Source organism: Nonomuraea sp. NPDC001699 (assembly GCF_053596455.1).
The window spans coordinates 450,466-477,269 of the sequence record NZ_JBSFGF010000007.1; the positions used below are offsets into that span (position 1 = coordinate 450,466).

Genomic DNA, 26,804 nt, shown 5'->3' on the forward strand with positions numbered 1-26,804 from the left:
TGGCTATCCTCGGGGACATGAAGTACGTGCTCATGATCGGGCTGGACGAATCCGACGTGCCGGAGGAGATCGCGCTGCACGGGTGCGGCGGCTGGAGCGCGGAGATGACCGGACGCGACGTCGTCCGGGGCGGCGTGGGGCTGCGACCGGCCGCCGAGGCCACCACCGTGCGCGTGCGCGCGGGCGACGTGCTGCTCACCGACGGGCCGTTCGCCGAGACCAAGGACCAGATCGGCGGGTTCACCCTGATCGAGTGCGAGGACATGCGGGAGGCGGTCGAGATCGCCGCCGCCCACCCGGTGGCCCGCTACGGCTCCATCGAGATCAGGCCCGTCCTGGAGCCGTGAACGACCTGGAGGCGGTCTTCCGCGCCGAATGGGGCACGGTCGTGGCCGCCCTCATCCGGCTCACCGGCGACTGGGACCTGGCCGAGGAGTGCGCCCAGGACGCCTTCGCCGCCGCCCTGGAACGCTGGCCGCGCGACGGCGTACCGGACCGGCCGGGGGCCTGGCTGACCACCACCGCCCGCAACCGCGCCCTGGACCGGCTGCGCCGCGAGCGGGCCGGAGCCGTCAAACTCCGCCAGGCCGCCCTGGCCGCGCAGGCCGGTCCCCCACCGGCCGACGACTTCCCCGACGACCGGCTGCGGCTGATGTTCACCTGCTGCCATCCGGCGCTGCCGCTGCCCGCGCAGGTCGCCCTCATCCTGCGGACGCTGGCCGGGCTGGGCACCGCCGAGATCGCGCGGGCGTTCCTGGTGCCGGAGGCGACGATGTCGCAGCGCCTGGTCCGCGCCAAACGCAGGATCCGCCAGGCCGGCATCCCCTTCCGCGTGCCGCCGCCGCACCTGCTGCCCGAACGTCTCCAGGCCGTGCTGGGCGTTCTGTACCTGCTGTTCAACGAGGGCTACTCCGGCCTGCCCGCATGGGACGAGAGCGAGGGGCGCTCCGGCGGCGGGCCGGGTGAGAGCGAGGTCCGTTCCGGTGTCGGGCCGCGCGGGCCGGGTGAGGAGGCGATCCGGCTGGCCCGGCTGCTGGCCGGCCTGCTGCCCGGCGAGCCCGAGACCGGCGGCCTGCTGGCCCTCATGCTGCTGCACCACGCCCGCCGCCCCGCCAGGACCTCCGGCGACGGCACGCTGGTGCCGCTGGAGGAGCAGGACCGCACGCTGTGGAACCGCGCCGAGATCGAGGAGGGCCTGCTCGTGCTGGAGACGGCACTGGCCCGGCGGGCGGCCGGGCCGTACCAGGTGCAGGCCGCCATCGCCGCCTGCCACGCCACCGCGGCCGAGCCCGCCGCGACCGACTGGCCGCAGATCGCCGTCCTGTACGGGCGGCTGGCCACGCTGCTGCCCTCCCCCGTGGTCGAGCTCAACCGCGCCGTGGCCGTCGCCATGGCGGACGGCCCCGCGGCGGGGCTCGCGCTGGTGGACCGCCTGGCCGCCACCGGCGCGCTCGGCGACTACCACCTGCTGCACGCCACCCGGGCCGACCTGCTGCGCCGCCTGCAACGCCGGGACGAGGCCGCCACCGCCTACCGGCGGGCGCTCGGCCTGGCCCCCGCCGAGGCCGAGCGCCGCTACCTGGCCAGGCGGCTGGCGGAGGTGACACGGGCGGGTGCATGAGAAGGCCCCGCCGCCGGGGCTGAGGACTGGGGAAGTCAGCATCGGCGGCGGGACCGGCCTCGGGATCACGACCCGGGCAAGGAGCTCCCGCCGTGGCCAGCCAGACCGTACGCGGTGAGGTACGGCCTGGCGTGCCCGGCCCGGCGGTACGCGGACCTGCTGCGCACAACGGCCTGCCCCGCGTCATGGGGGTGAACGTCGGGGCGACCGTGATGGCCGCAGCGGCCCGCGGCCCTGCCCGGGAACGTGCCCGGGCCCGTCGCGACCTGGGCCGCGACACCGCCGCCTGCGAGCGTGGCCGCCGGCACCTCGACGACGGCCCCCGGCTCGCTGACGGCTCTGCCTGTCATGCGCTCCTCCTCCCTGCCCGAGCGGGCGACTCTGCACCGTGACTACCCCATGTCACTCTCCGTGAAGCTCGATGGCCGGGTAAAATCCCTCGTCCGCAGCTCAAGGCCGGGGCGGCGATCACGTTGGGTGATGGAAACGGCCGCCTTGCGCGCGTGCCGCCGGAGAACTGTCGGTACCTGGTGCCACACTCGGCGGGCATGAGCGATGACGTGCGGCTGCGGCCCGTCCAGGAGGCCGATCTGGAGGTGTTCCTGGAGCAGGAGCACGACGAGGAGGCCGTCCGGCGGTCCAGGTTCGTCCCGCGCGAGCGGGCGGCCTTCATGACCCACTGGGCCACCCAGGTGCTCGGCGATCCCACCGTCCTGGTGCGCGCGGTCACGGTCGACGGGGAGGTGGCCGGGAACATCGTGTCCTGGTGGGAGGGCAGGCGGCGGTTCGTCGGCTACTGGCTGGGCCGCTCCCACTGGGGCCACGGCGTCGGCACCATGGCGCTGGGGCTGTTCCTGGCGGAGGAGAGGACCAGGCCCCTGCACGCCGACCCCTTCGCCGGCAACACCGGTTCGGTGCGGTTGCTGGAACGTCACGGGTTCCGGCACGCGGGCACGGTCTTGCACGGCGACGACGAGCATCCGCTGATGGTGCTGGGCGACGACCTGCCCGCCTGACTTCGGGTGGGCCTTTACCGGGCGGGGCCGTCGCCGACCGGCTTCCGGCGCGGGGGCTGGTTCGCCTGGGGGGCTGGGTTTGGCGGGGGCGTCCGACGGGGTTGCGGGGTCAGCCGCGGCCGCCGGTGAACGGGGGCTCGCCCTCCTTCAGGGCGCGGAAGCGCAGCGCCGACCACACCTCGTCCACCGCCACCTGGCCGTTGGGACGCAGCCCGTACTCGCCGACGATGGGCCACAGCGTGTCGCGGTTGATGTCGGACGTGTTGCCCTTGGGGTAGGCCACCCAGACCACGGGCGGGGTGGTGAGCTCGTCGCGGTGCTCGTCCAGGATGCGGTGGGCCGCGGCGGCGTCGGAGGCGAAGATCAGCGCGACGTCCGCGTCCTTGACGGCTTCGGCCTCCTGGGCGCCCTCCGGCAGCGGCCCCAGGAGCGGCCGGTGGGCGGGGTCGGAGACCCACACGCTGCTTCGCGGCTTGATGAGCAGCTTGTCGGCGACGGTCTTGGCGGTCATGTCATGCCTTCGTGTAGATCAGGTTCAGCACGCCGGTGCTGAAGGTGGTGGAGGTGGTCAGGCGGAGCGGGATCTGCTCGCGCGCGTCGTCGAACAGCCGCTTGCCCGAGCCGACGACGATCGGGTGGAGCAGCAGGTTGAGCTCGTCGAGCAGGCCCTCGCGCAGCAGCGAGACGACCAGGGTGCCGCTGCCCACGACGGAGATGTTCCCACCGGGGCGCTCCCGCAGCGCCGCCAGGTCGGCCAGGCTGACGACCTCGGTGTTCTGCCAGGACGGCGAGGTCAGCGTGGTGGAGACGACGTACTTGGTCTGCGAGTTCATCGCCTCGGCCATCGGCTCCTTCTCGGGGTCCTGGTTCGGCCAGTAGGCGGCGAACTCCTCGTAGGTGTTCCGGCCCAGCAACATGGCGTCGGCGGCCTGCATCTGCTCGCCGACCGACTGGCCCATCTCGTCGTTGAAGTACGGGAAGTGCCAGGTGTCGGGGGCCTCGACGACGCCGTCGAGGGAGATGAACAGGCCCGCGGTGATCTTTCTCATGATTGTCGCTCTCCTTGAGTCCTTGAGGTGGCTCAACCTTCCCACCGACAAATGAAGTTGTCAAGACGACTTCCCTTGTCCGAGATTCGGCGGCGTGGAGGTGGCCGGTGGTTTGGGATATGCGCTGCTCAACGGCGCAGCGGCCACGGGAGCGGGCCGTGAAACGCGGCGACGGCACGGGCTTGGGGGCGGGACCGCGAAAGGCGACGGCGGAGCGGCCCCGGGCCGGACGGCGACACCCGAAAGCCTCCGCGCGGGCGGGGCCCTGGGCGGGCGGCGAGAGGCGAAGGCGGGGTGGCGTTCGGGTGGGGTGGTGAAGACGGGCGGGGTGGTGAGCACGCGAGAGCCCCCGCGTGGGTGCGGATTGTCGGGCGCGCAGAACGGCTTCGAAGGCGGGCGGAGGGCCCCCGCCGCCGGTTGTTACGGAACGGCCCCCATCGCGCACCAGGGACGGTCGGCTGAGTTCGGGACTGCGCGGGGCGGCCCTGGGCGCGGCCGGTCGCAGCCAGGCGAAGCGCAGCCAGGCGGGGCAGGGCAGGGCGGAGCGCGACAGGGAGAGGCGGGCGGGCCGGGGACTGGGGTTGCTAGGTGTGGGGTGTGGCGGCGGAGAGCAAGGTCAAGGCGGCTTGGCGGGCCTGGTCGGCGGCGTCGGTGCTGTCGTGGTGGGCTGCCACGACGGTAGCGCCCTCGACCAGCATCAGCAGCTGCCGTCCCAGAAGTCGCGGATCGGCGGCCCCGGCGCGTTCGGCGATGCCGGTCAGCAGCTCAAGGTAACGGTCCAGGTGGCGGGCGGTGATGGCCCGTACGGGGTCGGTGTGGTGCTGGGCGGCGGCGTTCAGCAGGGCGCAGCCGCGGAAGACCGGGTCGTCGTACCACTGCCGCAGAGCGTCGAACACCGCGGCCAGCCGGGCGCGCGGATCGTCGCCCGCGGCTTGGGCGCAGGAGGCCAGCCGGCGTGCGACCCGGTCGCTGCGCTCCCGCAGCACGGCTTCGACCAGGCCGTCCTTGGTGCCGAAGTGGCGGTAGAGGGTCTCCTTGGAGATGCCGATGCCGGAGCACAGTCCGGCGACGCCGATGCCGTCGAGGCCGTGCTCGTACAGCAGCTCGGTGGCGGCGCCCAGGATGGCGGCGCGGGTGCGGGCGGGGTCGATCGTGGAGCCTTTGACCACGGGCATGGCACAGATAGTACCGGTCGGTTCGATCCGATGCTAACGTCTCGGCTCGTACCGATCGGTTCGATCTCGGGGAGTTCACCCATGTTTGATCCGCTTGCCGCCGACCCGCCGCGTGACCCCGAATTCCCGGCCACCACGCCGGAGGTGACGTTCGACAGCGGAGGCGAGCGCCTGCTCGGCGTGCTGCACGTGCCCGCCGGACGCGGCCCGCACCCCACCGTCGTGCTGCTGCACGGATTCCCCGGCAACGAACGCAACTTCGACCTCGCCCAGGCACTGCGTCGCGCCGGGTACGCCGGCCTGGTGTTCCACTACCGGGGATCGTGGGGCGTCGGCGGTTCGTGGTCCTGGGGGCACGTGCTGGAGGACGCGGCCGCCGTCGTCACCGGGCTGCCCGGCCTCGCCGAGGCTCATCGGCTCGACCTGCGGCGTCTGGCGCTGGTCGGTCACAGCATGGGCGGGTTCGCGGCGTTGATGACGGCGGCGGCCCATCCGTCCGTGGCCGCCGTGGCCGCCGTGGCCGCCGTCGCCGCGTTCGACCTCGGCGCGGCCGCCGCGCTGTGCCGGGACGACGCCGAGGTTCGCGCCCGGTACGTCAAGGCGTTCGACGGCGAACTGGCTCCCCTGCGCGGCACCAGCGGGCAGGCGCTGGTCGGCGAGATGGAGGCGGCCGGCGACGCCTGGCAACTGGCCCGGCTCGCACCACGGCTGGCCGGACGCCCCGTGCTCCTCATCGGCACCGGCCACGACGCCGTCACCCCGAACGAGTTGCACCACGATCCCCTCGTCGCCGCCTACCAGGCACAACCCGTCGAACGCCTCGAACACCACCTCTTCCCCACCGACCACGCCCTGTCGGACCACCGCGTCACCCTGGCCCGCACGATCCTCGCCTTCCTGGACCGCGTCCTGTGACGGGACATGATCGGCGACCGGGCGCCTGCCGCACCCGGATGTCGATGTCGGCGCGTGTCAGCGGGTCACGACGGTTTCGTGTTCGACCCGCGACAACTTGCCGGGGTTGCGCACGGCGTACAGGCCGCTGATGAGACCGTCGTCCAGGCGGATGGCCAGGACGGAGTCGACCTCGCCGTCGATCTCGACGATCAACGCCGGATGCCCGTTGACCTGGGCCGGGCGCAGACGGGCCGCGCCGGCGATCCTGGACAGCACCTCGGCCACCGTGAGCGCGCCCTCGACCGGCGCGAGCGCGGCCCGCACCACGCCGCCGCCGTCGGTGAGCAGGACGACGTCCGGCGCCAGCAGGTCGAGCAGGCCCCGCAGGTCGCCGGTCTCGATCGCGCCCTGGAAGGCCGTCAGCGCCTGGCGGGCCTGCTCGGCCGAGACGCTCGCGCGGGGACGGCGCGCGGCCACATGGCCCCGGGCGCGGTGGGCGATCTGCCGCACCGCCGCCGGGGTCTTGGCGACGGCCTCGGCGATCTCGTCGTAGTCCAGGCCGAACACCTCCCGCAGCACGAACACCGCGCGCTCGGTGGGATGGAGCGTCTCCAGCACCAGCAGCATGGCCATCGAGACGCTCTCGGCCAGCTCGACGTCCTCGGCCACGTCCGGCGAGGTCAGCAGCGGCTCGGGCAGCCACGGGCCGACGTAGGACTCCTTACGCCGGCGCAGGGTGCGCAGCCGGGTCAGGGCCTTCCGGGTGACCATGCGGACCAGGAACGCGCGCCGGTCACGCACGCCCTCCAGCTCGATCGACGCCCACCGCAACCAGGTCTCCTGCAGGATGTCCTCGGCGTCGGCGGCCGAGCCCAGCATCTCGTAGGCGACGGTGAACAGCAGGTTGCGATGGGCGACGAACGTCTGGGTCGCGCTGTCGGACTGGTCCGCCGGTTCGGCGCTCTGGCTCACAATCTGCTCCTGCCTGTCGGTTCTCGACCCTGCCACACGCACAGGACGCCGGCCGCCGCCGCCCTGTGACATCCGGCGACGGTGGCGTGCGTCACAGGGCCTGCGTCACAGGGCGCGGGCGGTCAGCGGGACTCGGCGGCGGTCTTCAGGTCGCGCAGCCACGCCTCCAGCCCCGCGCCGAGGAGCTTGGTGGAGGTGGCCACGTCGGCCTCGACCTGGGCGCCGGTCCAGGTCTCCTCGGTGTGCACGCGTACACCGCCCTTGACCCGGGTGAACGTCCACAGGTGCACGCCCTGGTCGATGCGCACGCCCTCGCCGACCGCCGGGCCGCTCCACAGCAGGCAGTCCTCGCTCTTGAGGCGGCGCAAGGTGGAGGTGATGTGCATGGTGGTGGCCGGGGTCGTGGCGGTGGCCGGAGCCGGGGTGGTCCAGCGCCACGACGACCCGGCGCGCAGCGGGCCGTGGTCGAGGCGCTTGCTGGACAGGACGGGCTTCTGCCAGTCGGGCCACCCCTCCACCCGGGTCTGCAGCCGGAAGATCCTGCTCGGCGGAGCCTTGATCACGATGTCGGCGTGGTAGCGGATGCGGGCCGAGGCGTCCACGCCCTCCCCGCGGCACCGGGACCCGTGAGTGGTGGCCTGGGCGGCCGGGACGTTGCCCGCCAGGACGCCGGCGACGGCCAGCGGGATCAGGAACGAGGCGATGCGGATGTTGCTGAACATGGTGGTGTTCCTCTCGTTGAGGGATCGAGATCGAAGGGGGACGCCTCAGCGGCGGCCGGCCCGCAGGACGGCCGCGAGAAGGGCGGCGCAGGCGGCGACGATCAGCACGGCGAAGGCGGGGTGCAGGTCCTTCGACAGGCTCGGCGCCGCGTCGGACCGGACCAGCCACACGGCCAGCGGCGCCGTGTAGGTGAGGGCGACCAGCACGGCCGCCCGTCGCACCGCCCGGTCCCGGGCGTGACGCAGGGCGCCGACCAGCACGACCGCGACCGGAACGGCCGCCAGCAGCGCGAACTGGCCGACGACCATGACGGCGACCGCCCAGGCGGCGACGCTCACCGCCACCGGCGTGCCGCGGCCGGTACGGGCGGGCGGCTGGTACGTGCTGGTCATGACGTTTCCCCTTCACCTGGACGGCCACGAGCGGCTAGAAGCTCGTGCGTTCGTTAGAAGTTATAACCGTGCAGCGAGAGGAGTGTCAACAACGTTCGTGATAGCCTCTAACTAAATTTCTGAGGTGTAGCGGAAGGCGGTATGACCATGGCGGACACCGGCACGGCGACCCCGCGCGAGCGCTACCGCGCCCAGGTCCGCGCCGAGATCAAGGAGCACGCCTGGCGGCAGATCGCCACCACCGGAGCCTCCGCGCTGTCCCTCAACGCGATCGCCAAACAGATGGGCATGAGCGGCCCCGCGCTCTACCGCTACTACGCCAACCGCGACGAGCTGATCACCGAACTCATCCGCGACGCCTACCGCAGCCTCGCCGACACCCTCCGAACAGCCGCCGAAGAAGCCGCCGGGAAAAACGGCGGGACAGGCAGCGAGGAAAGCGGTGGCCTGGCCGTGCTTGCTCACGCCGTACGCGGCTGGGCTCTGCGTGACCCCCAGCGGTACCTGCTCATCTACGGCACCCCCGTCCCCGGCTACCACGCCCCCGACGACGTCACCGCCATCTCATCCCAGATCATGACGCTCCTGCTCGACGCCGGCTCGGCCACCCCGCCCGGGCAGCCCGAGCAGCCCGCCAGCCTGCTCGAGCGCCACCTGGCCGACCATGGCGACTGGGCCGCCGGCCACCCCGCCCCGCCCGCCGTCCTGCACCAGGCGCTCAGCTTCTGGACCCGGGTCCACGGCGTGCTGTCCCTGGAACTGGCCGGCCACTTCACCGGCATGGGCTTCGACCCCGCCCTGCTCTTCGCCGCCGAAGTGGACGACCTGCTGGCACGCTGACCCGGCACACACCACAGACCCGGCCCGAGGCGGGACCGGACACGCCACAGGCCCGATCCCGCCCGAGACGCGCCACAGGCCTGGCCCCGCGCGAGACGGGACCGGACCTGTGCGACGCGCGTTACCGGACGTCCTGGGGCAGATGGGCCTTGGCGTCGTCGTAGGAGCCCTCGCCCACGGCCGCGGCGGGACGGTAGACCAGGTACAACACGCCCGTGGTGAACGCCTGGGAGCTGACCAGCTCCAGCGGGATCGGGGTGTCCCCCTCGTCGAACAGCCGCTCGCCCTTGCGCACCGCGATCGGATGCACGAGCAGGTGCAGCTCGTCCAGCAGCCCGGCGGCCAGGAGCCGGCGGACCACCGAGACCGAGCCGCTCATCGCGATCCGGCCGCCCGGCTCGGACTTCAGCGCGGTCACGGCCTTGACCAGGTCGCCCTGCAGCAGCTCGGAGTTGCGCCAGGTGAACTCCAGCGGCTGACGGGACACCACGATCTTGCGCGCGTCGCCGATCGTCCTGGCGAAATCGGCGTCCTCGCCGCCCGCCTCCTCGCGCTGCGGCCACGCCCCGGCGAAGCTGTCGTAGGTCTTGCGGCCCAGCAGCATCGTGTCGGCCATCTGCGACGTCACCGCCGCGCCCATCTCATCGTTGAAGTACGGGAAGTGCCAGTCGGCCGGGTCCTGGATGACACCGTCGAGCGAGATGAACAGGTTTGCGCTGATCGTCCTCATGATGACCCTCCATGCGGGGGCGGGGCCGTCCGGCCACGCCGTGTCGTGATGTGCCCGAAGTCTCGCGGGTCCGGCTAACGGTTCTCCTACGGTCACCCTTTCACCGGCCCAGCCCCGCCACGAGGAACCCGACCAGGCGGCGGGCGTCGTAGCGGGGGTCGGCGCCGGCCCCGATGCACAGGTTCCCCACCCCGCGCATGAGCTCGAAGGCGTCCAGGCCGGCGCGGATCTCACCGGCGGCCGCCGCGGCCTCCAGCAGGCGCGCGCACACCGGCACCAGCCGGTCCAGGAAGTAGGCGTGCAACGTCTGGAAGCCGGTGTTGTCCGGCTGCAGCACCGCGGCCAGCCCGTGCTTGGTGACCAGGAAGTCGACGAACAGGTCGATCCACTGCCCCAGCGCCGCGTACGGGCTCGCGGCGGAGGCCAGCAGCGCCGGACCGGCCTCGGCGCAGGACTCGACCTGGTGACGGTAGACGGCGATGACCAGGTCGGCCCGGGTCGGGAAATGGCGGTAGATCGTGGCGGTCCCGACCCCGGCCTCGGCCGCGATGTCACGGATCGGCGCCTCCACGCCCGAGGTGAGGAACACCGCGGCGGCCGCGCGGAGCAGGTTCTCCTCGTTACGCCGGGCATCAGCCCGTTTCGGACGCGAGTGGTCCACGCCGTTCCCTCCGGATTGCTAAACGGGACACGGTCCCGTATCGTCAAAAGCGGGACACGGTCCCGCTTGCTCATGATGTCAGAGCGGAGCGCCGCCGGCAAAGCCCTGCCCTCCGCCACGCCCACCTGCCACCACCCACCCGGAAGGCACACCCATGCCCACATCATCGCCCAGCACCCCGGTCGTCTCGGTCAGGCCGGTCGTCCTGCCCGCACCCGGACGGGGCGAGGACCTCCAGGTCCGCGTCTCGGCCCCCGCCACCGGCGACCGCCTGCCCGTCATCGTCCTGTCCCACGGCCACGGCTGGTCCATGGACGGCTACGCCCCCCTGGCCGACTTCTGGGCCGCCCACGGCTTCGCCGTCGTGCAACCCACCCACCTCGACTCCCGCACCCTCGCCCTGCCCGCCGACGATCCCCGCACCCCCACGATCTGGCGCGTCAGGGTCGAGGACCTCAGGCGCGTCATCGACGACCTGGACGTCCTGGAAGCCGCCCTCCCCGGCCTGGCCGGACGCCTGGACCACGACCGCCTGGCCGTCGCCGGCCACTCCTGGGGAGCCCAGAGCGCCGGCATGCTCCTCGGCGCCCGCGTCCTGGACGCCGACGGCACGCCAGGACAGGACCTGTCCGACCCCCGCGTCAAGGCAGGCGTGCTGCTCGCCCTCCCCGGCCTGGGCGGCCGTGACCTGTCACCGTTCGCCGCCGAGCACTTCCCCTTCATGAACCCCGCCTTCGACGGCATGACCACCCCCGCCCTGCTGGTCGCCGGCGACAAGGACGACTCCCCGCTGTCGACGCGAGGGCCGGACTGGTTCACCGACGGCTACCACCTCAGCCCCGGCGACAAGAGCCTGCTGACCCTGTTCGGCGCCGAGCACACCCTCGGCGGCGTCGCCGGACACCAAGTCGCCGAGACCACCGACGAGAGCCCCGAACGCCTGGCCCTGCTGCAGCGGCTGACCACGGCCTACCTGCGCAGCGCTCTCGACCCCGGCGACACCGCCTGGCCCGACGCCCGCGCCGCCCTGCGAGCCGCCCCCCACCCCCTGGGCCAGATCCAGAGCAAGTAGGCCGCTCAGCCCACCGGGCGGCGGAAGCCGAACGTCTCGTGCCGCCGGACGAAACCCAGCGAACGGTAGAGCTCGCGGGCGGCCACGTTGGTCGCGTCGTGGTTCACCGTCACCACCCCCACGCCCAGCGCCCGCATGCGGCGCATCGCGTGCAGCATCGCCGCCCGCGCCAGGCCCCGCCGCCAGAACGCCGGATGGGTGCCGACCGGCTCGAAATGACCGATCGCGTTGCGCTCGTCGATCCAGCCGACCGCGAAGGCCGCGATCCGCCCGTCCGGCGCCTGGACCACGATCTCGTCGGCCGGGTCGTAGCCGGGCCGCTCCATCACCGCCGCGCGGTAGAGCGGCCCGGTCCAGTCGTCGCCGAACGCCGCGTTGCGCGCCTCGGCCAGCCCAAAGGCGTCCTCGGCGACGGCGTGCCGCACCACGAACCCGGCCGGCACGCCCGGCTCGGGCACCGGGTCGCGCAGATCGCGCTCGTTGACGTGGTCCCACACCCGGAACCGCTCGAAACCGGCCCGGCCCAGCAGGCCGATCCGCGCGGCGTCGCAGTCGAAGACGTCGGTCAGCACGTACGGCTCACCCGGGTCCATCATCCGCGCGGTCGCCCCGGCCGCCTCCTCCAGCATGTCCAGCTCCCGCGGCCCGCCACGCAGCCGCGGCGCGGCGAAGACGTCGAAGGCGCAGCCGAACCGCAGCAGGATCGCGATCCCGGCCAGGCCGTCGCCGTCCTCCCACAGCCGTACCAGCTCGGCGGCCGGACGGCGGTCGCGCAGATTGTCATAGACGCGGTGCGGCAGCTCGCCGACGTGGTCGTAACCGCACCGCCCGGCCTGGCCGATCCACCCCGCCATGACCGACCGCAGGGACGGCAGATCCTCATGACGGAAGACACGCACGCGCACAACGGACCCCTTCAGGACTTCAGGAAGTGCAGGACGGCCAGCACCCGGCGGCTGTACCCGCTGGCGTGCGACAGGCCCAGCTTGTCGAACAGCGAGTTGACGTGCTTTTCCACCGCGCTCTGCGAGACGTGCAACTGCGCGGCGATCGAGGCGTTGGTCATGCCCTGGGCCATGCACTCCAGCACCTCCCGCTCCCGCGCGGTCAGCCGGGCCAGCGGATCGACCTGCGTGGTACGGGCCAGCAACTGCCGCACCACCTCCGGATCGAAGGCCGCGCCGCCGGCCGCCACCCGCTCCAGCGCGTCCAGGAAGTCGCCGACCTGCGCCACCCGGTCCTTCAGCAGGTAGCCCACGCCCTCGACGTCGGCGCTCATCAGCTCGGTGGCGTACCGCTTCTCCACGTACTGCGACAGCACCAGAACCTTGATGTGCGGCCAGCGCCGACGGATCTCCAGCGCCGCCCGCAGCCCCTCGTCGGTGTGGGTCGGCGGCATGCGCACGTCGACCACCACGACGTCCGGGGCGTGCTCGGCCACCGCCGCCACCAGGGCCTGGCCGTCGCTCACGGCGGCCGGCACCTGGTGGCCCTCCTCGCCCAGCAGGCGTACCAGGCCCTCGCGCAGCAGCGTGGAGTCCTCGGCCAGGATCACCCGCACGGCAGCACCGCCGACACCGTCGTCGGGCCGCCGGGCGGGCTGACCACCTCGAAGGCGCCGTCGAGCGCCGCCACCCGCCTGGCCAGCCCGGAAAGGCCGCCCCCCGAGGGCCGCGCGCCGCCCGTCCCGTCGTCGCCCACCCGTACGAGCACCCTGTCGTCCTCCTGCCTGACCTCGACCGTCACCAGCGTGGCGGCCGCGTGCTTGGCGGCGTTGGTCACCGCCTCGCTGACCACGAAGTACGCCGCCGTCTCCACCGCCATCGGCGGCCGCAGCGGCAGCTCGCACACCACCGTGACCGGCACGCCCGCGCGCTCGGCCACCCCGGCCAGCGCCTCGCCCAGCCCGAGGGAGTCCAGCCCGCTGGGATAGACCCGCCAGGCCACCTCGCGCAGTTCGGCCAGCGCCTGCTGGGCCTGCTCGTGCGCCTGCCCCAGCAGCTCCGGACGCCCCCGCCGGGACCGCCCGATGAGCATCGACAACGCCACCAGGCGCTGCTGGAGCCCGTCGTGCAGGTCACGCTCGATCCGGCGGCGCTCGGAGTCGACCGCGGCCACGATCCCGGCCCGGCTCTCGGCCAGCTCGGCGATCCTGCGCTCCAGCGCCTCGGTACGGTCGGGCCCCAGCATGCGCCCGGCCAGCCGCCGCTCCAGCGCGTGCACCCCCGCCAGCCCCGACAGGGCGATGAACAGCAGCACGCACCCGCCGACCACGAAGTAGAGCACCAGCGGCGGCGTCGGCGTCATCCCGTCGTAGGGCTCGCCCCGGGCCCAGGCCCCCAGCAGCAGCACCCCGGCGCGCGCGCCCAGCACCAGCAGCGCCACCACCAGCCCGCCCAGCACGCCGGCCGGGATCCTGGCGGCCAGGTAGCGCGCCGGCCGCGTGTCCCACCCGGACAGGGCGTCGAGCGCGGCGGTGTCCAGGCGCAGGCGGCGCGCCTCGAACGCGGCCAGCCGCGCCGCCCGCTCCCGCACCCGCGGCCGGCCCAGCACGGGCAGGGTGAGCAGCAGGAACAGCGCGCCGGCCGGCGCGGTGAGCCCGCCCAGGACCACCGCGCCCAGCACCTTCAGCCCTTCAGCGGCGGTTCGCATGCCGTCCTTTGCGCCGTTCCGTCAGCCGTACCGTGACGAAGACCACGATCGCCAGCGCCACCAGGCCGATCACCACGTTGGTGCCGATGCCCACGTAGGCCTCCACCAGCGACCAGTTCTCGCCGAGAAAGTATCCCGCAAGCACGAAGATGGTGTTCCAGATGGCGCTGCCGGCCGTCGTGAGCAGCGTGAACGTCACCAGCGGCATACGTTCCACACCCGCCGGCACCGAGATCAGGCTGCGGAAGACGGGGATCATCCGGCCGAAGAAGACGCTCTTGCGGCCGTGCCGCAGGAACCACGCCTCGGTCTTCTCGATGTCGGACACCTTGACCAGCGGCAGCTTGGCGGCGATGGCCAGCGTGCGCTCGCGGCCGAGCATCGCGCCCACCCCGTACAGCGCCAGCGCCCCGGCGACGGAGCCGAGCGTCGTCCACACCAGCACCTCCAGCAGGGCCAGCTCGCCCCTGGCGGCGGTGAAGCCGGACAAGGGCAGGATGACCTCGCTGGGCAGCGGCGGGAACAGGTTCTCCAGCATGATCGCCAGCCCGGCCCCGAAGGCGCCGAGGTTCTCCATCAACGCAATCAACCAATCCGTCATGTCCCCCAGGCTACGAATGATCGGGTAGACCGGTAATGAGGCGGACTGCCGGATGTGCTCTGTGGTAAACCACACCCCCACGTACCGTACACTGTACGGTCTATGAGTCCTCTTCCGGATCTGGCACGACACCCAGCGATCTTCCGACCCGGCGATCCCCCCAGGTCCGGTCATTTGGTCTTCCTCGACGACGAAGGCGACGGCACGGCCACGGTGATCGAACAGGACGGTGACGGCTCGCCCCGCCCCCGCGAGCGCGCCGTCACCGAGATCCCCGTCGCCGACGCCGTCGCCGTGCTGGCCAGGGCGCGCGCCGACGCCGCCGCCCACCCGGCCACCCGCTTCTGGGGCGCCGTCGCGCTGGTCGCCCTCCAGCTCGTCACCCGCGGCCGCATCCTGCCCGCCGTCTCACCCGACGGCCACGACTCCTGGCGCGCCGGCCCCCTCGACGCCGCCGACGCCCGCCGGGTGCGCGAACTGGCCGAGGCCATGCCCGCCGCCGCCCGCGCCCTCCCCGTGGGCGACCTGCTGCTGCCCGACGCCGAGCCGCTCGTGCGCGCCTTCCTCGACGCCGTGGCCGACGCCATGCCCCGCTCGCCCGGAGCCGTACGCGCCACCGGCACCACCGCCTTCGCCGCCGTCAAACCCGTCAAGGTGCCCCACCTGCGGTCCTGGGCCCAGGAGGTCTCGGCGGGGCTCGACTCCGGCGTCCGGCTCTCGCTCCGGCTGGAGGCCGACGACCTGGCCCAGGCCGACTTCCGGGCCGTCGTCCAGGTCCACGGCCTGGCCGACCCCTCGCTCGTCGTGGACGCCGCCGACCTGTGGCAGGGACACGACCCCGGGTTCGGCCCCGGCGCCAGGATCGAGGTCACCCTCGGTCTGCGCCGCGCCGCCCGCGCCTGGCCCCGCCTGGAACGGCTGCTCGACCACGCCGTCCCCGACGAGCTCGCCCTCACCGACGGCGACGTGGAGGACCTGCTGGCCGGCGCGGCCGACCGGCTCACCGCCGCCGGCGTCGAGGTCCACTGGCCGCGCTCCCTCGTCCGCGGCCTGAGCGCCCACGCCGTCGTCGGCGAACGCGACAGCGCGCCCTCCGACCTGCCCTCCTTCCTGGGCGGCCACCACCTGACCAGCTTCAACTGGCGGCTCGCCCTCGGCGGCGCCCCGCTGAGCGCCGCCGAGATGGACCTGCTGGCCGAGTCCCACCGGCCCGTCGTACGGCTGCGCGACCAATGGGTGCTCATCGAACCCGGCCTGGCCCGCAAGGCCCGCCTGCGCGACCTCAAACCCCTCACCGGCCTCCAGGCGCTCGGCGCCGCGCTCACCGGCACGGTCGAGATCGACGCCGAAGGCGAACCGGAACAGATCGCCGTCGAGCCCACCGCCTGGCTCGCCGACCTGCGCGACCGGCTCACCGACCCCGACCCCGTCGACCCGCCGCCCGGCCTGGCCGCCACCCTGCGCGACTACCAGCTCCAAGGGCTGCGCTGGCTGGCCAGGATGACCTCGCTCGGCCTGGGCGGCTGCCTGGCCGACGACATGGGCCTGGGCAAGACCATCACCCTGATCGCGCTCCACCTGCACCGCGCCGGCACCGGCCCCACCCTCGTCGTCTGCCCGGCCTCGCTGCTGGGCAACTGGGAACGCGAGATCACCAGGTTCGCCCCCGGCGTCCCGGTCCGCCGCTACCACGGCGCCGCCCGCACCCTGGCCGACGACGGGTTCGTGCTCACCACGTACGGCACCATGCGCCTGGACGCCGCCACCCTCGGCGCCCACCCCTGGGGCCTGCTGGTCGCCGACGAGGCCCAGCACGTCAAGAACCCCGCCTCCGGCACCGCCAAGGCGCTGCGCGAGATCCCCGCCGCCGCCCGCGTCGCCCTCACCGGCACGCCCGTGGAGAACAACCTGTCCGAACTGTGGGCCGTCCTCGACTGGACCACCCCCGGCCTGCTCGGCCCCCTGTCCCGCTTCAGGGCCCGCTGGGCCAAACCGGTCGAGTCCGGCGACGCCGACACCGCCGCCCGGCTGGCCAGGCTCGTCGGCCCGTTCCTGCTGCGCCGCCGCAAGAGCGACCCCGGCATCGCCCCCGAACTGCCACCCAAGACCGAGACCGACCGGCCCGTCCCCCTCACCACCGAACAGGCCGCCCTGTACGAGGCCGTCGTCCGCGAGAGCATGACCCAGATCGAGAACGCCAAGGGCATGGCCAGACGCGGCCTGATCGTCAAACTGCTGACCGGCCTCAAGCAGATCTGCAACCACCCCGCCCACTACCTGCACGAATCGTCCCCCCGGCTGACCGGCCGCTCCGGCAAGCTCGAACTCCTCGACGAGCTCGTCGACACGATCGTCGCCGAAGACGGCGCCGTGCTGGTCTTCACCCAGTACGTCGCCATGGCCAGGCTCCTGGACAAGCACCTGACCGGCCGCGGCGTCGGCACCCAGCTCCTGCACGGCGGCACCCCGGTCGCCCGCCGCGAGGAGATGGTCGCCCGCTTCCAGGACGGCCACGCCCCCGTCTTCCTGCTCTCCCTCAAGGCCGCCGGCACCGGCCTCAACCTCACCCGCGCCGACCACGTCATCCACTACGACCGCTGGTGGAACCCCGCCGTGGAGGACCAGGCCACCGACCGCGCCTACCGCATCGGCCAGACCCGGCCCGTCCAGGTGCACCGCCTCATCACCGAAGGCACGATCGAGGACCGCATCGCCGCCATGCTGAGCGCCAAGCGCTCGCTCGCCGACGCCGTCCTGGCCTCCGGCGAGGCCGCCCTCACCGAGCTGACCGACGCCGAACTCGCCGCACTCGTGGAGCTCAGATGACCGCCGTACGCGGATTCGCCGCCTTCCCCCCGCAACGCGCCGGCGCCCGCTTCGCCACCACCTGGTGGGGCCAGGCGTGGATCAAGGCCCTGGAGGACACCTCGCTCGACCAGACCCTGCTGCGCAAGGGCCGCGCCTACGCCAAGACCGGCCAGGTCGGCCCGATCACCGTCAGCCCCGGCAGGCTCGCCGCCGTCACCGAGCACGAGTACGACACCGTCGTCCGCGTCGAACAGCTCACCGACGCCGCCTGGGAACGCTTCCTGGACCAGGTCGCCGCCAAGGCCGGGCACATCGCCGCCCTGCTCGACCGCGACGTCCCGCACGACCTGGTCGAGGCCGCCGAGGACGCCGCCGTGCCGCTGCTGCCCACCGTCGGCGACCTGGAACCCGAATGCTCCTGCCCCGACTGGGGGCACCCGTGCAAGCACGCCGCCGCCCTGTGCTACCAGGCGTCCTGGCTGCTGGACGGCGACCCGTTCGTCCTGCTGCTGCTGCGCGGACGCGGCGAGCGGGACCTGATCGAGGCCCTGCAGACCCGCCACCTGCCCCCGGCCCAGCCCCCCGCCGCCGGCGCGGGGACCACTGCCGCGGCCGGTGGCGTGCCCGCGGCGCAGGCGTTCGCGGTCGGCCGGCCGCCGCTGCCCGAACCCCCGCCGCACGAGAGCGCCTTCACCCCCCTGGCCCTGGACCCCGCACCCGGCGTGGACGTGGCCGCCCTGGCCGTGCTGGCCGCCTCCGCCGCCGGCCGCGCCCGCCAGATCCTGCAGCGCGGCCGCCTGGAACCGCTGACCGAACACCAGGACCGCGTCCGCCTGGCCGCCGAGCACGACCTCGACCTCGGCCTGGAACCCGCCGTCCAGGCCTGGCGCTACGGCGGCGCCCCCGGCCTCGACGCACTCGAAACCCCCTGGACGCCGCCCCGCCAGGACCTGGCCAGAGCGCAGGCGCTGCTGGAGTCCGGCTGGGACGGCGAACCCCCGCCCGGCCTGGAGACCTGGCGCAACCGCTGGACCCTCGGCCCCCGCCAGGTCCGCTACGGCCGCGACGGCCGCTGGTACCCCTTCACCCGGCACGACGGCCACTGGTGGCCCGCGGGCCCCCCGGAACGCGACCCCTCCACCCTCCTCCACTGACTGCGCCGGGGGCGGGCCGGGGTGGGGCCGGGGTGGGGCCGGTCAGGGGGTGAGCTCCTCGGCCTCGCCCGCCGCCGCCACCGTCGCCACCAGCCGGTCGAGGTCGGCCGGCGTGGCGTACGGGTTGAGCAGAGTCAGCTTGAGCCGCACCCGCCCCGGCCCCGCCCCCGGCAGCTCGGTACGCCCCACCACCGCCCGCCCCTCCCGCAGCAGTCTGCGCCGCAACCCCGCGTTCACCTCGTCCGAGCGCGCCGGATCGGCCGGCACGTACCGGAACAGGAACGCGGTCAGCACCGGATCGGCGTGCAGCTCCAGCCGCCGATGGGCGCGCACCGCCGCCGCGCCGTGCCGGGCCAGGTCATGGCAGGCCTCCACCAGGCGGCCCAGCCCCGCCCGGCCCAGCGTGCGCAACGTCACCACGATCTTGAACGCGTCGGCCCGCCGCGTGGTGCGCAGCGAGTACCCCAGCAGGCTCGGGTAACCGGCCTCCTCGTCGTCGGCCGGGTTGAGGTAGGCCGCCCGCCGGGCCAGCGACGCGTACGTCTCGGCCCGGCGCACCAGGAAGACCCCCGCCGCGGCCGGCTGCCAGCCGAGCTTGTGCCAGTCCAGCGACACCGAGTCGGCCAGCGCGAGACCGTCCAGGAGCGGCGCGAGCCGGTCCGACAGCAGCGCGCCACCACCGTAGGCGGCATCGACGTGCAGCCAGGCGCCGTGCTCGGCGGCCAGCGCCGCGCACGCCCGCAACGGGTCGATCGCCCCGGTGTCCGTCGTGCCCGCCGTGGCCACCACCGCCACCGGCAGCTCCCCGCGCCGCACGCTCGCCCCCAGCGCCCCCGCCAGCGCGCCGGCGTCCATCCGCAGCTCCCGGTCGGCCGGGACGGCCACCACCGCCTCCTCCCCGAGCCCGAGCAGCGCCGCGGCCCGCCGGACGGAGAAGTGCGCCGCCTCGGAGGCGAAGATCCGCGGCCGGGCCGAGCCGGCGGGCCCCCGCCCCGGCAGGCCCGCCAGCTCGACCCTGTCGCCCGACGCCCGGCCCACCACCGCGTCCCTGGCCAGCATCAGGCCCATCAGGTTGGACTCGGTGCCGCCCGAGGTCAGCACGCCGGCCGCCGCCGACCCGAACCCCACCAGCTCGGCCAGCTCGGCCAGCAGCGACGTCTCCAGCGCGGTCGCGGCCGGCGCCTGGTCCCAGGAGTCCAGCGACGGGTTGAGCGCCGAGACCGCCAGATCGGCCGCCACCGCCACGGCCAGCGGCGGACAGTGCAGATGCGCCGCGCAGAACGGATCGGCCGGATCGGCGCTCCCGTAGGCCAGCAGCTCGGTCAGCGCCGTCAGGCCGCCGCCCTCCGACGCGAACGCCCGCGCCACCTCGGCGGCCAGCTCACCGGGCGTGCCGGCGGGCAGCGGACCGGCCCGCCGTCGCGCGCCCTCGGCCAGGGCGGCCAGCACGTCACGCAGCAGCGGCTCCAGCGCGGCCGCCCCGCCCATCCCGCCGGACAGGGCCTGATCCGTCGTCACATCGCTCACCCGGCCACTGTGCGGCACCGGCGGCCCCGCGGCCAACACGCACCCCGATGGAACGCCATGGAACGCCCAGACAGATGGACACCCGCAACGACCAGAAGGAGACCCCCATGAGACACCTGCGCCGGATCGGGTACGCGCTGGGCGCCGCGCTCGCCCTCGGCCTGATCCCCGCCACCGCCCACGCCGCGACGCCCGTCCACGTCAAGGAGGCAGAACAGAGCAAATGCCTCGACATCCGGACCGAGGACGACATCTTCGTCCCCGGCGCCCGGCTGCAGCGCTTCACCTGCCACAGCGTCAACGAGCAGCAGTGGGAGATCCTCCCGCTGGCCGGGGACGCGTTCCTGCTGCGCAACCCGCTGACCCGGATGTGCGTGGCGGCCGAATCGGCCGGGTTCGGCGCGCAGGTGGTGGAACGGGCCTGCGGCGAGTCCGACCCCGCCGTCAGATGGTTCACGCTGGGCGGGGTGCCGTTCGTCAAGGGCTCGGGGTTCAACCAGATCCGCTCGGCCCTGGCGTCGGGAAGCTGCCTGGACACCCTGGACACCTTCGTCAAGATCTTCCCGTGCTCGCCGGGGCTGACCAACAAGGCCCAGCTATGGGCGGCCGTCTGAGCGCGGTTCTCCGGCCGGTTCTCAGGCTGGGGGCCAGTTCCGCAGGACGGCGTCCAGGGCGTCCAGCGTCCTGGACCAGGAGGACTCCACGTCGCGGGGATGGCGGCGGAACCCGCCGGCCGTCTCCAGCGTCACGTAACCGTGCAGCGTGCTGCTCATCATGCGCAGCGCGTCGGTCTGGTCGGGCTCGGACAGGCCGTAGGCGCGCAGGACGGCCCGCGTCAGCTCCGCGTGGCGGCGGCCCGCGCTGACGTCCAGCGACTCGGAGTCGAGCTCGAGCTGGGTGGCGGCGTAGCGGCCCGGATGCTCCTTGGCGTAGCCGCGGTAGGCGTTGGCGAAGGGCACCAGCGCCTCCTTGCCCGACCGGCCGGCCAGCGCGGCGGCGGCCCGGTCGGCCATCTCGCCCAAGGCCAGCTCCGCCACCCTGAGCCGCAGCTCCTGGAGGTCCTTGACGTGCGCGTACAGGGCGGCGGGCTTGACGCCGAAGCCGCGGGCGAGCGCGGAGACGGTCACGTTCTGGAAGCCGACCTCGTCGGCCAGGTCCGCGGCCGCCCTGGTCAGACGGTCGACGGTCACTCCGGCGCGGGCCACCACAGCACTCCTTCTTAAAGGCTTTAAGTATTTGCATACTACCGTTAAGAACGGCTAGCCTCCACAACCATGAGACCGCTGACCGAACCCGACATCCGCACATCGTTCATCAACTGCACCAAAGGCGAGGCCAAACGCGTCGGCCTGCCCAGGGAACTGGCCGACCTGCCCTGGGACGACCTCGACTTCCTCGGCTGGCGAGATCCCGGCGCCCCCGAGCGCGCCTACCTGGTCGCCGAACGCGACGACACCCTCGTGGGCGTCGCCCTGCGCGTGACCTCCGGCGCCCCGCGGGCCTTCACCTCGCGCAGCATGTGCTCCTTCTGCCTGACCACCCACACCAGCGGCGGCGTCGCCCTGATGACCGCCCGCCGCACCGGCGAGCCCGGCCGCCAGGGCAACACCGTCGGCCAGTACCTGTGCGCCGACCTGGCCTGCCCCCTCTACCTGCGCGGCAGGAAGCAGGCCGCGGGCGCCGGCGTCGTGGACGAGTCGCTGACGCCGGCGGAGAAGATCGCCCGCACGCACGCCAACGTGCGTTCCTTCCTGGACAAGGTGGCCGCCTGACCCGGCCTCACTCGTCGTCCCAGGCCATCGAGCTCATCCGCCACCCGGCGGGCGTCCGGACGAACTGGGTGGTCTTGCGGCCCCCGCCCTCGAACGGCACCCCGTCCCGTACACCGGACTTGCGGTAGTCGCTGAACCGGTGCGCCACCGACCCGAAGATCTCGGTGCGCTCGGCGACCTCCCACTCGCGGAACTCGGTCAGCGTCCCGTCGGTGAGGATGCGCTGCCGGGGCTCGACGAAGCCGTCCAGGTCGTGGACCACGGGCTCGGGCCCGGTGTTGTTGACGATCATCGCCTGCGGGACGAACAGGTCGCGCACGACGCCGACGTCGGGGCGGCGTCCGCCGGTGTTGGTGAAGGCGCCCATGAACGCCGCCATCAGCCCGTCGAGCTCGGCCTTGACGCCGCAGGGCGGCCCGTCGTCGGCCAGCAGCGACCAGACCTCGCTGTCCTGCCGCTCGCCCCGGTACGGGAAACGCTTGCGCAGCACGCCGTCGCGGGTCATCCCGAGCCGGCGCGCCACCTCGACGCTGCGCGTGTTGCCCGGCGAGACCCACCATTCCACGCGCGCCATGCCGCGCTCGGCGAACGCCCAGTCGATCAGCAGCCGGCAGGCCCGGGTCACCAGCCCACGGCCCGTCCCGGCCGCCTCCAGCCAGCAGCCGATCTCGCACACCCCCGAGACCGCGTCGAACCGGGTGAACATGACGCCGCCGACCAGCGTGCCGGCCAGCCAGATCCCGTAGATGCGGGCGCCGTCGCCGGCCTGGTCGTCGGCATAGCGCTGCAGGACGGCCGTGGCCGAGGCCAGGTCGGTGCTGCGCTCGGCCCACGGGATCCACGGGTCCACCAAGGGGCGGGCGCGGTCGATGTGGTCCAGGAACTCCTGGGCCTGCCAGGGCTCCAGCGGGCGGAGCTCGGCGTCGTCGCCGAGCGGCAGTGTGAACACGGACACCGTCCAAAGGTACGTAACGAGCGTTCGGTATGTAAGGTAGCAGCATGCCACCCGCAGCCGGAGACCGTGAAGCCCGCCGCGAGGACGTCTCACAGGCGGTCTGGCAGGTGCTGGCCGACAAGGGGTTCGGCGGGCTCACCCTGCGCGCCGTCGCCGCCGCCATGGGCGTCTCGACCGGCCTGCTCATGCACTACTTCCCCACCAAGCGGGCCCTGGTCGGGCACGCGCTCGACCTGCTGGAGCGGCGCACGGCCGGCCGCCCCCGGCGCCGGGCCCCCGCCGCCGGCCTGGCCGCCCTGCGGGCCGCGCTGCTCGACATCCTGCCGCTGGCCCCCGCCGACGTCGCCCGCAACCGCATCTGGGTCAGCTCATGGGACCTGGCCCTGGCCGACGACGACCTCGGCGCCGGCCAGGCCGCCCGCTACACCCGGCTGCGCTCGGCGCTGCGCGCCCATCTGGAGGCCGCCCGCGACCTCGGCGAACTGCCTCCGGCGGCCGACCCCGAACGGCTGGCGGCCAGTGCCGTGGCCTTCGTCCACGGGCTCGTCGTCCAGGCGCTGTTCGACCCCGGACGCTTCCCCGAAGAGACCCAGACGGCCCTGCTCGACGACTTCCTGGCCTCGATCGCGGCCTGAAGCCCTGTTACGTGGCCACCGACACGACGTGCCCCGCCGAGGCCGGGTCGGCGGCCAGCTTCAGCATGCAGTCGGCCAGGTCGGCGCGGGTGGTGGAGCGGCCCCCGCGCAGGTTGAGATCCCGGGCCGTGCGGTAACGGCCGGTGAGCCCGCCGTCGAGCAGGCGCGACGGGCGCACGATCGTCCAGTCCAGCCCCGAGGCGCGCAGCAGGCGCTCGGACTCGGCCAGGTCGGTGTAGGAGTTCTTGAGCAGCGGCTGCAGGATGAGGGGCTTGAGCACGTACCGGGTGACCGCGCCGTCACCGGCGTCGGCGACCAGGCCCGCGGCGCTCACCAGCAGCACCCGCCGGGCCGAGACCCGCGCCATCGCCTGGGTGATCGAGCGCATGCTCGACGAGTGCACGGTGGTCGGGCCGCGCCCGCGCGGGCCGAGCGCGATCAGGACGGCGTCCCGGCCCTTGATCGCCGGGGCGACGGCCTGCGGGTCGGCCAGGTCGGCGGTCACGGTCTCGACGCGGCCGCGCAGCCCGTCCGGCAGCCGGGCGGGATCACGGACGACGGCGGTGACCTCGTGGCCCAGGTCGAGCGCCTGACGGACGAGTTCGAGCCCGGTGCGGCCGGTCGCGCCGAAGATGACGAGCCTCATGTCGTGCCCTTCGCGAGAGGGTGGGTGAACACTTACTCACCCTACTCGCCCCACCCTCAGCCGGCGGGGACGGGGACGTGGGCCGCCGCCAGGGCGCGCGCCGCCTCCACGACCGCCGCGCGGCGGCGGGCCAGCGCCCGGCCGGGATCGGGCTCGTCGAGGATGAGCCGGCGCATCTGCGGGGCCGCGAAGTTCCACGCCACCAGACCCAGCACGGTGAACAGCCAGTCCTGGGCGGTGGCCCGGTCGCGCAGGCCGGCCGCCGTCAGGCCCTCGACGTGCCCGACGTAGGACTCCCGGCGCTCACGTTCGCCCTCCACCGGCGCGTCGCCGACCTCCAGCGCCTCCCACATCAGCAACCGGACCAGCTCCGGATGCTCCTGGTACCAGTCGAACAGCTGGCCGACGGCCTCGGGCAGCGTGCGCGGGTCGAGGCTCACGGCGTGGCAGATCTCCTCCAGCTTGGCCCGCACGACCGTGCCGAACAGCTTGTCCTTGCCGCCGAAGTAGAGGTAGATGGCCTGCTTGTTGGCCTGGGCGGCGGTCGCGATGCGGTCGATCCTGGAGCCGGCCAGGCCGTGCTCGGCGTACTCGGCCGTGGCGGCCGCGAGGATCCGCCGCCTGGTCGCTTCGGCGTCGTAGGTCATACCGGCAATTAAACCATCCAGTTGACATTTGGGCGGAAGCGCGCCAGGGTTCTCTCTAAACCAACTGTATGGTTTATTTCTGGAGGAGAGATCGATGACCGTGAACACCCTTGCCCCCGTCCCCATGAGCCCGCCCCTGCCCGCCGCGCTGGCCGGCCGCGGCGTGGTGGTCGTCGGAGGCAGCTCCGGCATCGGGCTGGCGGCCGGCGCGCTGCTGGCCTCCGTCGGAGCGCGCGTGACGCTGGTGGCCCGCGACCGCGACCGCCTGGCAACCGCCGTGGACCAGGTACGCACGCCCGCCGCCGTGGTGACGGGCATCGCCGCCGACGGCAGCGACGAACACGACCTGCGACGCGTGCTGGACGAGGCCGGCCCCGTGGACCACGTCCTGGTCACCGCGGGCGACCTGGCCGGCGGCCCGTTCCTCGACACCCCCGTCGAGCAGCTCCGCCAGGCCGTGGACGGACGCTTCTGGGGCGCCTACGGCGCGGCCCGCGCCGCGGCCCGCGTCCTGCCCCCCGGCGGCTCCATCACCTTCAGCTCCGGCCTCTACCTCCAGCGGCCCATCCCCGGCGCGGCCGCCGCCATCGCGATCCTCGGCGCCGTCGAAGGGCTCACCAGGACGCTGGCCGTCGAGCTCGCGCCGATGCGGCTGCGCGTCAACACCGTCAGGTACGGCATCGTGGACACCCCGCTCTCGCGCGGCACCTTCGGCCTCGACGGCGAGGAGGCGGTCGCCGCGGCCGGCTCGGGCACGCCGCTGGGCCGGTTCGGCACCGCCCAGGAGGCGGCCTCGGCCTCGCTGTTCCTCATGGCCAACAACTTCGTGACCGGGACCGTCCTGACCGTCGACGGAGGCCAGAGCCTGGTCTGACCTCCGTCGCGGCCGTCAGGCCAGGTTGAGCTGCCAGGACACGCCGAAGCGGTCGTTGACCCAGCCGAACTTGGTGCTGAAGCCGTACGAGCCGATCGGCATCAGCGGCCGGCCGCCCTCCAGCAGCGCCGCGTACAGCCGGTCGATCTCCTCCTCGGTGTCGCACGCGACCCAGATCGACATCGAGGGGGTGAAGCCGAACGCGTGCTGCTCACTGCTGTCGATGCACATGTACTCCTGGCCGGCCAGGGTGAACGTGGCATGCATGACGGTGCCCTCGGGCCCCGGCCCGCCGGGGCCGTAGTGGGAGACGGCCACCACCTTGGAGTCCTCGAACAGCGACACGTAGAAGTTCATCGCCTCCTCGGCGTCGCGGTTCTGGAACATCAGGAACGTCGTGGTCTTCTGGCTCATGACTGGTCCTCCGTCGGCAGGTAGAAGTCGGTGGTGGCGGCGACCGCGGTGGCGGCGGACTCGGGCGAGGCCCCCGCCTGCTCGAACGCCTCGCCCCACGCCCTGCTGCTGGCCGTGATGTAGCTCCGGCCCTCGCCGGTCAGCTCGAAACCGGCCTTGTCGGGCAGCGGCGCACCCGAGAGGTGCAGCCCCAGGCCCAGAAGCGCGAGGTCCCAGCCCACGCCCACCGCCCCGGGCCCGTACCTGCCCCACATCTCCGGCGGCACCTCGGCGGTGTGGCGCAGCTCGAACAGGGTGCCCCCGCCCTCGGGCGACAGGCGCACCTCGACCTCGGAGAAGCCGGGGTCGGGCCCGAACAGCCAGCTCACCCTGAGGTAGGAGGGCGGCTCGCAGTCGAGGATCTCCCCGCCCGCGTTGCCCTCCAGCTGGTACGTGCCCCCCAGCCGCAGGTCGCCCGAGACGGGCATGAACCAGCGGGCGATGCGCTCGCCGTCGGTGCAGGCGTCCCAGACGTCCTCCACCTCCGCGTCGTAGCGGCGGGTCAGTGACACGGTCTTGCGCTCGCCGTCCTTCAGCTCGCGCCTGATCCGGGATATCTCGTCAAGGCTGTCCATCGTGCTTCTTTCTTCTGCCCCGCGCCAGCTCGGTGGCCAGCGCGTCGAGGCGCTGGTCCCAGAACCCGCGGAAACGGTCGAGCCAGAGGTCGACCTCGCGCAGCGGCGCGGCCTGCACGGCGTAGAGCCGTCGCGTGCCCTCGGCCCGCACGCTGGCGAACCCGTTGTCGCGCAGCACCTTCAGATGCTGGGAGACCGCCGGCTGCGAGATGCCGAACTCTCGCTGGATGACTGAGGTGACCTCGCCGGAACTCTGCTCGCCGCCGGCCAGCAGCTCCAGGATCCGGCGGCGGACCGGATCCCCGAGGACGTCGAACGCGTGCACGACCTCAGTGTTTCAAGACAGCCTTATATAAG

At 73.4% G+C, this 26,804-nt stretch carries 33 protein-coding genes; 12 read left to right on the forward strand and 21 right to left on the reverse strand.

The window, feature by feature from the left end:
- The first annotated feature begins 17 nt into the window (after positions 1 to 17).
- Both ACWCSU_RS23885 and ACWCSU_RS23890 read left to right on the forward strand, forming a co-directional pair.
- Entirely contained in the window at positions 18 to 347 is a 330-nt protein-coding gene (locus ACWCSU_RS23885; RefSeq protein ID WP_449937554.1) for a YciI family protein, read from the forward strand.
- Positions 344 to 1,621 (forward strand): RNA polymerase sigma factor, encoded by a 1,278-nt coding sequence (locus tag ACWCSU_RS23890; RefSeq protein ID WP_449937556.1) that lies wholly within the window; start codon positions 344 to 346, stop codon positions 1,619 to 1,621. Before ACWCSU_RS23885 ends, ACWCSU_RS23890 begins: the two co-directional genes overlap by 4 nt.
- Positions 1,622 to 1,686: 65 nt before the next feature.
- Here the strand turns inward: ACWCSU_RS23890 and ACWCSU_RS23895 are convergent, their stop codons facing one another.
- Positions 1,687 to 1,971: a hypothetical protein gene (locus tag ACWCSU_RS23895; protein WP_449937557.1), complete on the reverse strand. Its 285-nt coding sequence runs from the start codon at positions 1,969 to 1,971 to the stop codon at positions 1,687 to 1,689.
- Positions 1,972 to 2,169: 198 nt separating this feature from the next.
- Here ACWCSU_RS23895 and ACWCSU_RS23900 point away from each other — a divergent pair, with 198 nt between their 5' ends.
- The gene (locus ACWCSU_RS23900; RefSeq protein WP_449937559.1) at positions 2,170 to 2,637 is read left to right on the forward strand and encodes a GNAT family N-acetyltransferase; all 468 of its coding nucleotides are present in this window, start codon (positions 2,170 to 2,172) and stop codon (positions 2,635 to 2,637) included.
- A gap of 109 nt (positions 2,638 to 2,746) precedes the next feature.
- On the opposite strand, the gene ACWCSU_RS23905 is transcribed toward ACWCSU_RS23900, so the two are convergent.
- The 3 genes from ACWCSU_RS23905 to ACWCSU_RS23915 form a co-directional block, all read right to left on the reverse strand.
- Positions 2,747 to 3,148, reverse strand: coding sequence for a hypothetical protein (locus ACWCSU_RS23905; RefSeq protein WP_449937561.1), 402 nt, complete (start codon positions 3,146 to 3,148; stop codon positions 2,747 to 2,749).
- A 1-nt stretch (position 3,149) separates the two neighbouring features.
- Positions 3,150 to 3,686, reverse strand: coding sequence for a dihydrofolate reductase family protein (locus tag ACWCSU_RS23910; RefSeq protein WP_357699739.1), 537 nt, complete (start codon positions 3,684 to 3,686; stop codon positions 3,150 to 3,152).
- A 584-nt stretch (positions 3,687 to 4,270) separates the two neighbouring features.
- Positions 4,271 to 4,861, reverse strand: a complete 591-nt coding sequence (locus ACWCSU_RS23915) for a TetR/AcrR family transcriptional regulator (protein WP_449937562.1) — start codon at positions 4,859 to 4,861, stop codon at positions 4,271 to 4,273.
- Positions 4,862 to 4,942: 81 nt separating this feature from the next.
- Between ACWCSU_RS23915 and ACWCSU_RS23920 the strand changes: the two genes are divergently transcribed.
- Entirely contained in the window at positions 4,943 to 5,776 is an 834-nt protein-coding gene (locus ACWCSU_RS23920) for an alpha/beta hydrolase family protein (protein ID WP_449937563.1), read from the forward strand.
- Between the two features lie 57 nt (positions 5,777 to 5,833).
- Here ACWCSU_RS23920 and ACWCSU_RS23925 read toward each other — a convergent pair whose 3' ends face one another.
- From ACWCSU_RS23925 to ACWCSU_RS23935, 3 genes are all read right to left on the reverse strand, one after another.
- Positions 5,834 to 6,730 carry an RNA polymerase sigma-70 factor gene (locus tag ACWCSU_RS23925; RefSeq protein WP_357699733.1) on the reverse strand — a complete coding sequence of 299 codons (897 nt, stop codon included), beginning with the start codon at positions 6,728 to 6,730 and terminating at the stop codon, positions 5,834 to 5,836.
- A 122-nt stretch (positions 6,731 to 6,852) separates the two neighbouring features.
- Positions 6,853 to 7,452 carry an SRPBCC family protein gene (locus ACWCSU_RS23930; RefSeq protein ID WP_449937565.1) on the reverse strand — a complete coding sequence of 200 codons (600 nt, stop codon included), beginning with the start codon at positions 7,450 to 7,452 and terminating at the stop codon, positions 6,853 to 6,855.
- Between the two features lie 45 nt (positions 7,453 to 7,497).
- On the reverse strand, positions 7,498 to 7,845 hold the full coding sequence (locus ACWCSU_RS23935) for a hypothetical protein (protein WP_449937566.1): 348 nt from the start codon (positions 7,843 to 7,845) through the stop codon (positions 7,498 to 7,500).
- A 141-nt stretch (positions 7,846 to 7,986) separates the two neighbouring features.
- Here ACWCSU_RS23935 and ACWCSU_RS23940 point away from each other — a divergent pair, with 141 nt between their 5' ends.
- The gene (locus ACWCSU_RS23940; protein WP_449937568.1) at positions 7,987 to 8,685 is read left to right on the forward strand and encodes a TetR/AcrR family transcriptional regulator; all 699 of its coding nucleotides are present in this window, start codon (positions 7,987 to 7,989) and stop codon (positions 8,683 to 8,685) included.
- A gap of 121 nt (positions 8,686 to 8,806) precedes the next feature.
- Here ACWCSU_RS23940 and ACWCSU_RS23945 read toward each other — a convergent pair whose 3' ends face one another.
- Together ACWCSU_RS23945 and ACWCSU_RS23950 are read right to left on the reverse strand one after the other, a co-directional pair.
- Positions 8,807 to 9,415: a dihydrofolate reductase family protein gene (locus tag ACWCSU_RS23945; RefSeq protein WP_449937569.1), complete on the reverse strand. Its 609-nt coding sequence runs from the start codon at positions 9,413 to 9,415 to the stop codon at positions 8,807 to 8,809.
- 100 nt (positions 9,416 to 9,515) lie between these two features.
- Positions 9,516 to 10,076, reverse strand: a complete 561-nt coding sequence (locus ACWCSU_RS23950; RefSeq protein WP_449937571.1) for a TetR/AcrR family transcriptional regulator — start codon at positions 10,074 to 10,076, stop codon at positions 9,516 to 9,518.
- A gap of 154 nt (positions 10,077 to 10,230) precedes the next feature.
- Here ACWCSU_RS23950 and ACWCSU_RS23955 point away from each other — a divergent pair, with 154 nt between their 5' ends.
- A complete protein-coding gene (locus ACWCSU_RS23955; protein ID WP_449937572.1) occupies positions 10,231 to 11,148 on the forward strand; it encodes an alpha/beta hydrolase family protein in 918 nt (305 codons plus the stop codon).
- Positions 11,149 to 11,153: 5 nt separating this feature from the next.
- Here ACWCSU_RS23955 and ACWCSU_RS23960 read toward each other — a convergent pair whose 3' ends face one another.
- From ACWCSU_RS23960 to ACWCSU_RS23975, 4 genes are read right to left on the reverse strand one after another with little or no spacing between them, the layout of a single operon-like run.
- Positions 11,154 to 12,053, reverse strand: coding sequence for a GNAT family N-acetyltransferase (locus tag ACWCSU_RS23960; protein ID WP_449937573.1), 900 nt, complete (start codon positions 12,051 to 12,053; stop codon positions 11,154 to 11,156).
- An 11-nt stretch (positions 12,054 to 12,064) separates the two neighbouring features.
- The gene (locus ACWCSU_RS23965; RefSeq protein ID WP_449937576.1) at positions 12,065 to 12,709 is read right to left on the reverse strand and encodes a response regulator; all 645 of its coding nucleotides are present in this window, start codon (positions 12,707 to 12,709) and stop codon (positions 12,065 to 12,067) included.
- Positions 12,700 to 13,800: a sensor histidine kinase gene (locus ACWCSU_RS23970; RefSeq protein ID WP_357699716.1), complete on the reverse strand. Its 1,101-nt coding sequence runs from the start codon at positions 13,798 to 13,800 to the stop codon at positions 12,700 to 12,702. Before ACWCSU_RS23970 ends, ACWCSU_RS23965 begins: the two co-directional genes overlap by 10 nt.
- Positions 13,784 to 14,401 (reverse strand): DedA family protein, encoded by a 618-nt coding sequence (locus ACWCSU_RS23975; protein ID WP_357699714.1) that lies wholly within the window; start codon positions 14,399 to 14,401, stop codon positions 13,784 to 13,786. The genes ACWCSU_RS23970 and ACWCSU_RS23975 overlap by 17 nt, the downstream gene beginning before the upstream one ends.
- A gap of 174 nt (positions 14,402 to 14,575) precedes the next feature.
- On the opposite strand from ACWCSU_RS23975, the gene ACWCSU_RS23980 reads away from it, so the two are divergent.
- Together ACWCSU_RS23980 and ACWCSU_RS23985 are read left to right on the forward strand one after the other, a co-directional pair.
- The gene (locus ACWCSU_RS23980; RefSeq protein ID WP_449937579.1) at positions 14,576 to 17,227 is read left to right on the forward strand and encodes a DEAD/DEAH box helicase; all 2,652 of its coding nucleotides are present in this window, start codon (positions 14,576 to 14,578) and stop codon (positions 17,225 to 17,227) included.
- Positions 17,224 to 18,363: an SWIM zinc finger family protein gene (locus tag ACWCSU_RS23985; RefSeq protein ID WP_449937582.1), complete on the forward strand. Its 1,140-nt coding sequence runs from the start codon at positions 17,224 to 17,226 to the stop codon at positions 18,361 to 18,363. Before ACWCSU_RS23980 ends, ACWCSU_RS23985 begins: the two co-directional genes overlap by 4 nt.
- A gap of 42 nt (positions 18,364 to 18,405) precedes the next feature.
- Here ACWCSU_RS23985 and ACWCSU_RS23990 read toward each other — a convergent pair whose 3' ends face one another.
- Positions 18,406 to 19,890: a pyridoxal phosphate-dependent decarboxylase family protein gene (locus ACWCSU_RS23990; protein ID WP_449937584.1), complete on the reverse strand. Its 1,485-nt coding sequence runs from the start codon at positions 19,888 to 19,890 to the stop codon at positions 18,406 to 18,408.
- Between the two features lie 107 nt (positions 19,891 to 19,997).
- Between ACWCSU_RS23990 and ACWCSU_RS23995 the strand changes: the two genes are divergently transcribed.
- Positions 19,998 to 20,504 (forward strand): RICIN domain-containing protein, encoded by a 507-nt coding sequence (locus tag ACWCSU_RS23995; protein WP_357699706.1) that lies wholly within the window; start codon positions 19,998 to 20,000, stop codon positions 20,502 to 20,504.
- A gap of 21 nt (positions 20,505 to 20,525) precedes the next feature.
- Here ACWCSU_RS23995 and ACWCSU_RS24000 read toward each other — a convergent pair whose 3' ends face one another.
- Positions 20,526 to 21,095 carry a TetR/AcrR family transcriptional regulator gene (locus ACWCSU_RS24000; protein WP_357699704.1) on the reverse strand — a complete coding sequence of 190 codons (570 nt, stop codon included), beginning with the start codon at positions 21,093 to 21,095 and terminating at the stop codon, positions 20,526 to 20,528.
- A 69-nt stretch (positions 21,096 to 21,164) separates the two neighbouring features.
- Here ACWCSU_RS24000 and ACWCSU_RS24005 point away from each other — a divergent pair, with 69 nt between their 5' ends.
- On the forward strand, positions 21,165 to 21,662 hold the full coding sequence (locus ACWCSU_RS24005; RefSeq protein ID WP_357699702.1) for an FBP domain-containing protein: 498 nt from the start codon (positions 21,165 to 21,167) through the stop codon (positions 21,660 to 21,662).
- 7 nt (positions 21,663 to 21,669) lie between these two features.
- Here the strand turns inward: ACWCSU_RS24005 and ACWCSU_RS24010 are convergent, their stop codons facing one another.
- Positions 21,670 to 22,617, reverse strand: a complete 948-nt coding sequence (locus ACWCSU_RS24010) for a GNAT family N-acetyltransferase (RefSeq protein ID WP_357699700.1) — start codon at positions 22,615 to 22,617, stop codon at positions 21,670 to 21,672.
- Between the two features lie 44 nt (positions 22,618 to 22,661).
- On the opposite strand from ACWCSU_RS24010, the gene ACWCSU_RS24015 reads away from it, so the two are divergent.
- Positions 22,662 to 23,252, forward strand: coding sequence for a TetR/AcrR family transcriptional regulator (locus ACWCSU_RS24015; RefSeq protein WP_357699698.1), 591 nt, complete (start codon positions 22,662 to 22,664; stop codon positions 23,250 to 23,252).
- A 7-nt stretch (positions 23,253 to 23,259) separates the two neighbouring features.
- Here the strand turns inward: ACWCSU_RS24015 and ACWCSU_RS24020 are convergent, their stop codons facing one another.
- Both ACWCSU_RS24020 and ACWCSU_RS24025 read right to left on the reverse strand, forming a co-directional pair.
- Positions 23,260 to 23,898, reverse strand: a complete 639-nt coding sequence (locus ACWCSU_RS24020) for an NAD(P)-dependent oxidoreductase (protein WP_449937586.1) — start codon at positions 23,896 to 23,898, stop codon at positions 23,260 to 23,262.
- Positions 23,899 to 23,954: 56 nt separating this feature from the next.
- Complete coding sequence (locus tag ACWCSU_RS24025) at positions 23,955 to 24,545, reverse strand: TetR/AcrR family transcriptional regulator (protein WP_449937587.1); 591 nt, start codon at positions 24,543 to 24,545, stop codon at positions 23,955 to 23,957.
- A 94-nt stretch (positions 24,546 to 24,639) separates the two neighbouring features.
- Between ACWCSU_RS24025 and ACWCSU_RS24030 the strand changes: the two genes are divergently transcribed.
- Positions 24,640 to 25,419 (forward strand): SDR family oxidoreductase, encoded by a 780-nt coding sequence (locus tag ACWCSU_RS24030; protein WP_449937589.1) that lies wholly within the window; start codon positions 24,640 to 24,642, stop codon positions 25,417 to 25,419.
- A 15-nt stretch (positions 25,420 to 25,434) separates the two neighbouring features.
- On the opposite strand, the gene ACWCSU_RS24035 is transcribed toward ACWCSU_RS24030, so the two are convergent.
- From ACWCSU_RS24035 to ACWCSU_RS24045, 3 genes are read right to left on the reverse strand one after another with little or no spacing between them, the layout of a single operon-like run.
- Positions 25,435 to 25,833, reverse strand: a complete 399-nt coding sequence (locus ACWCSU_RS24035; RefSeq protein WP_357699691.1) for a VOC family protein — start codon at positions 25,831 to 25,833, stop codon at positions 25,435 to 25,437.
- Positions 25,830 to 26,447, reverse strand: coding sequence for an SRPBCC family protein (locus ACWCSU_RS24040; RefSeq protein WP_357699689.1), 618 nt, complete (start codon positions 26,445 to 26,447; stop codon positions 25,830 to 25,832). The genes ACWCSU_RS24035 and ACWCSU_RS24040 overlap by 4 nt, the downstream gene beginning before the upstream one ends.
- A complete protein-coding gene (locus tag ACWCSU_RS24045; RefSeq protein WP_357699687.1) occupies positions 26,434 to 26,772 on the reverse strand; it encodes an ArsR/SmtB family transcription factor in 339 nt (112 codons plus the stop codon). The genes ACWCSU_RS24040 and ACWCSU_RS24045 overlap by 14 nt, the downstream gene beginning before the upstream one ends.
- Positions 26,773 to 26,804 lie beyond the last annotated feature (32 nt).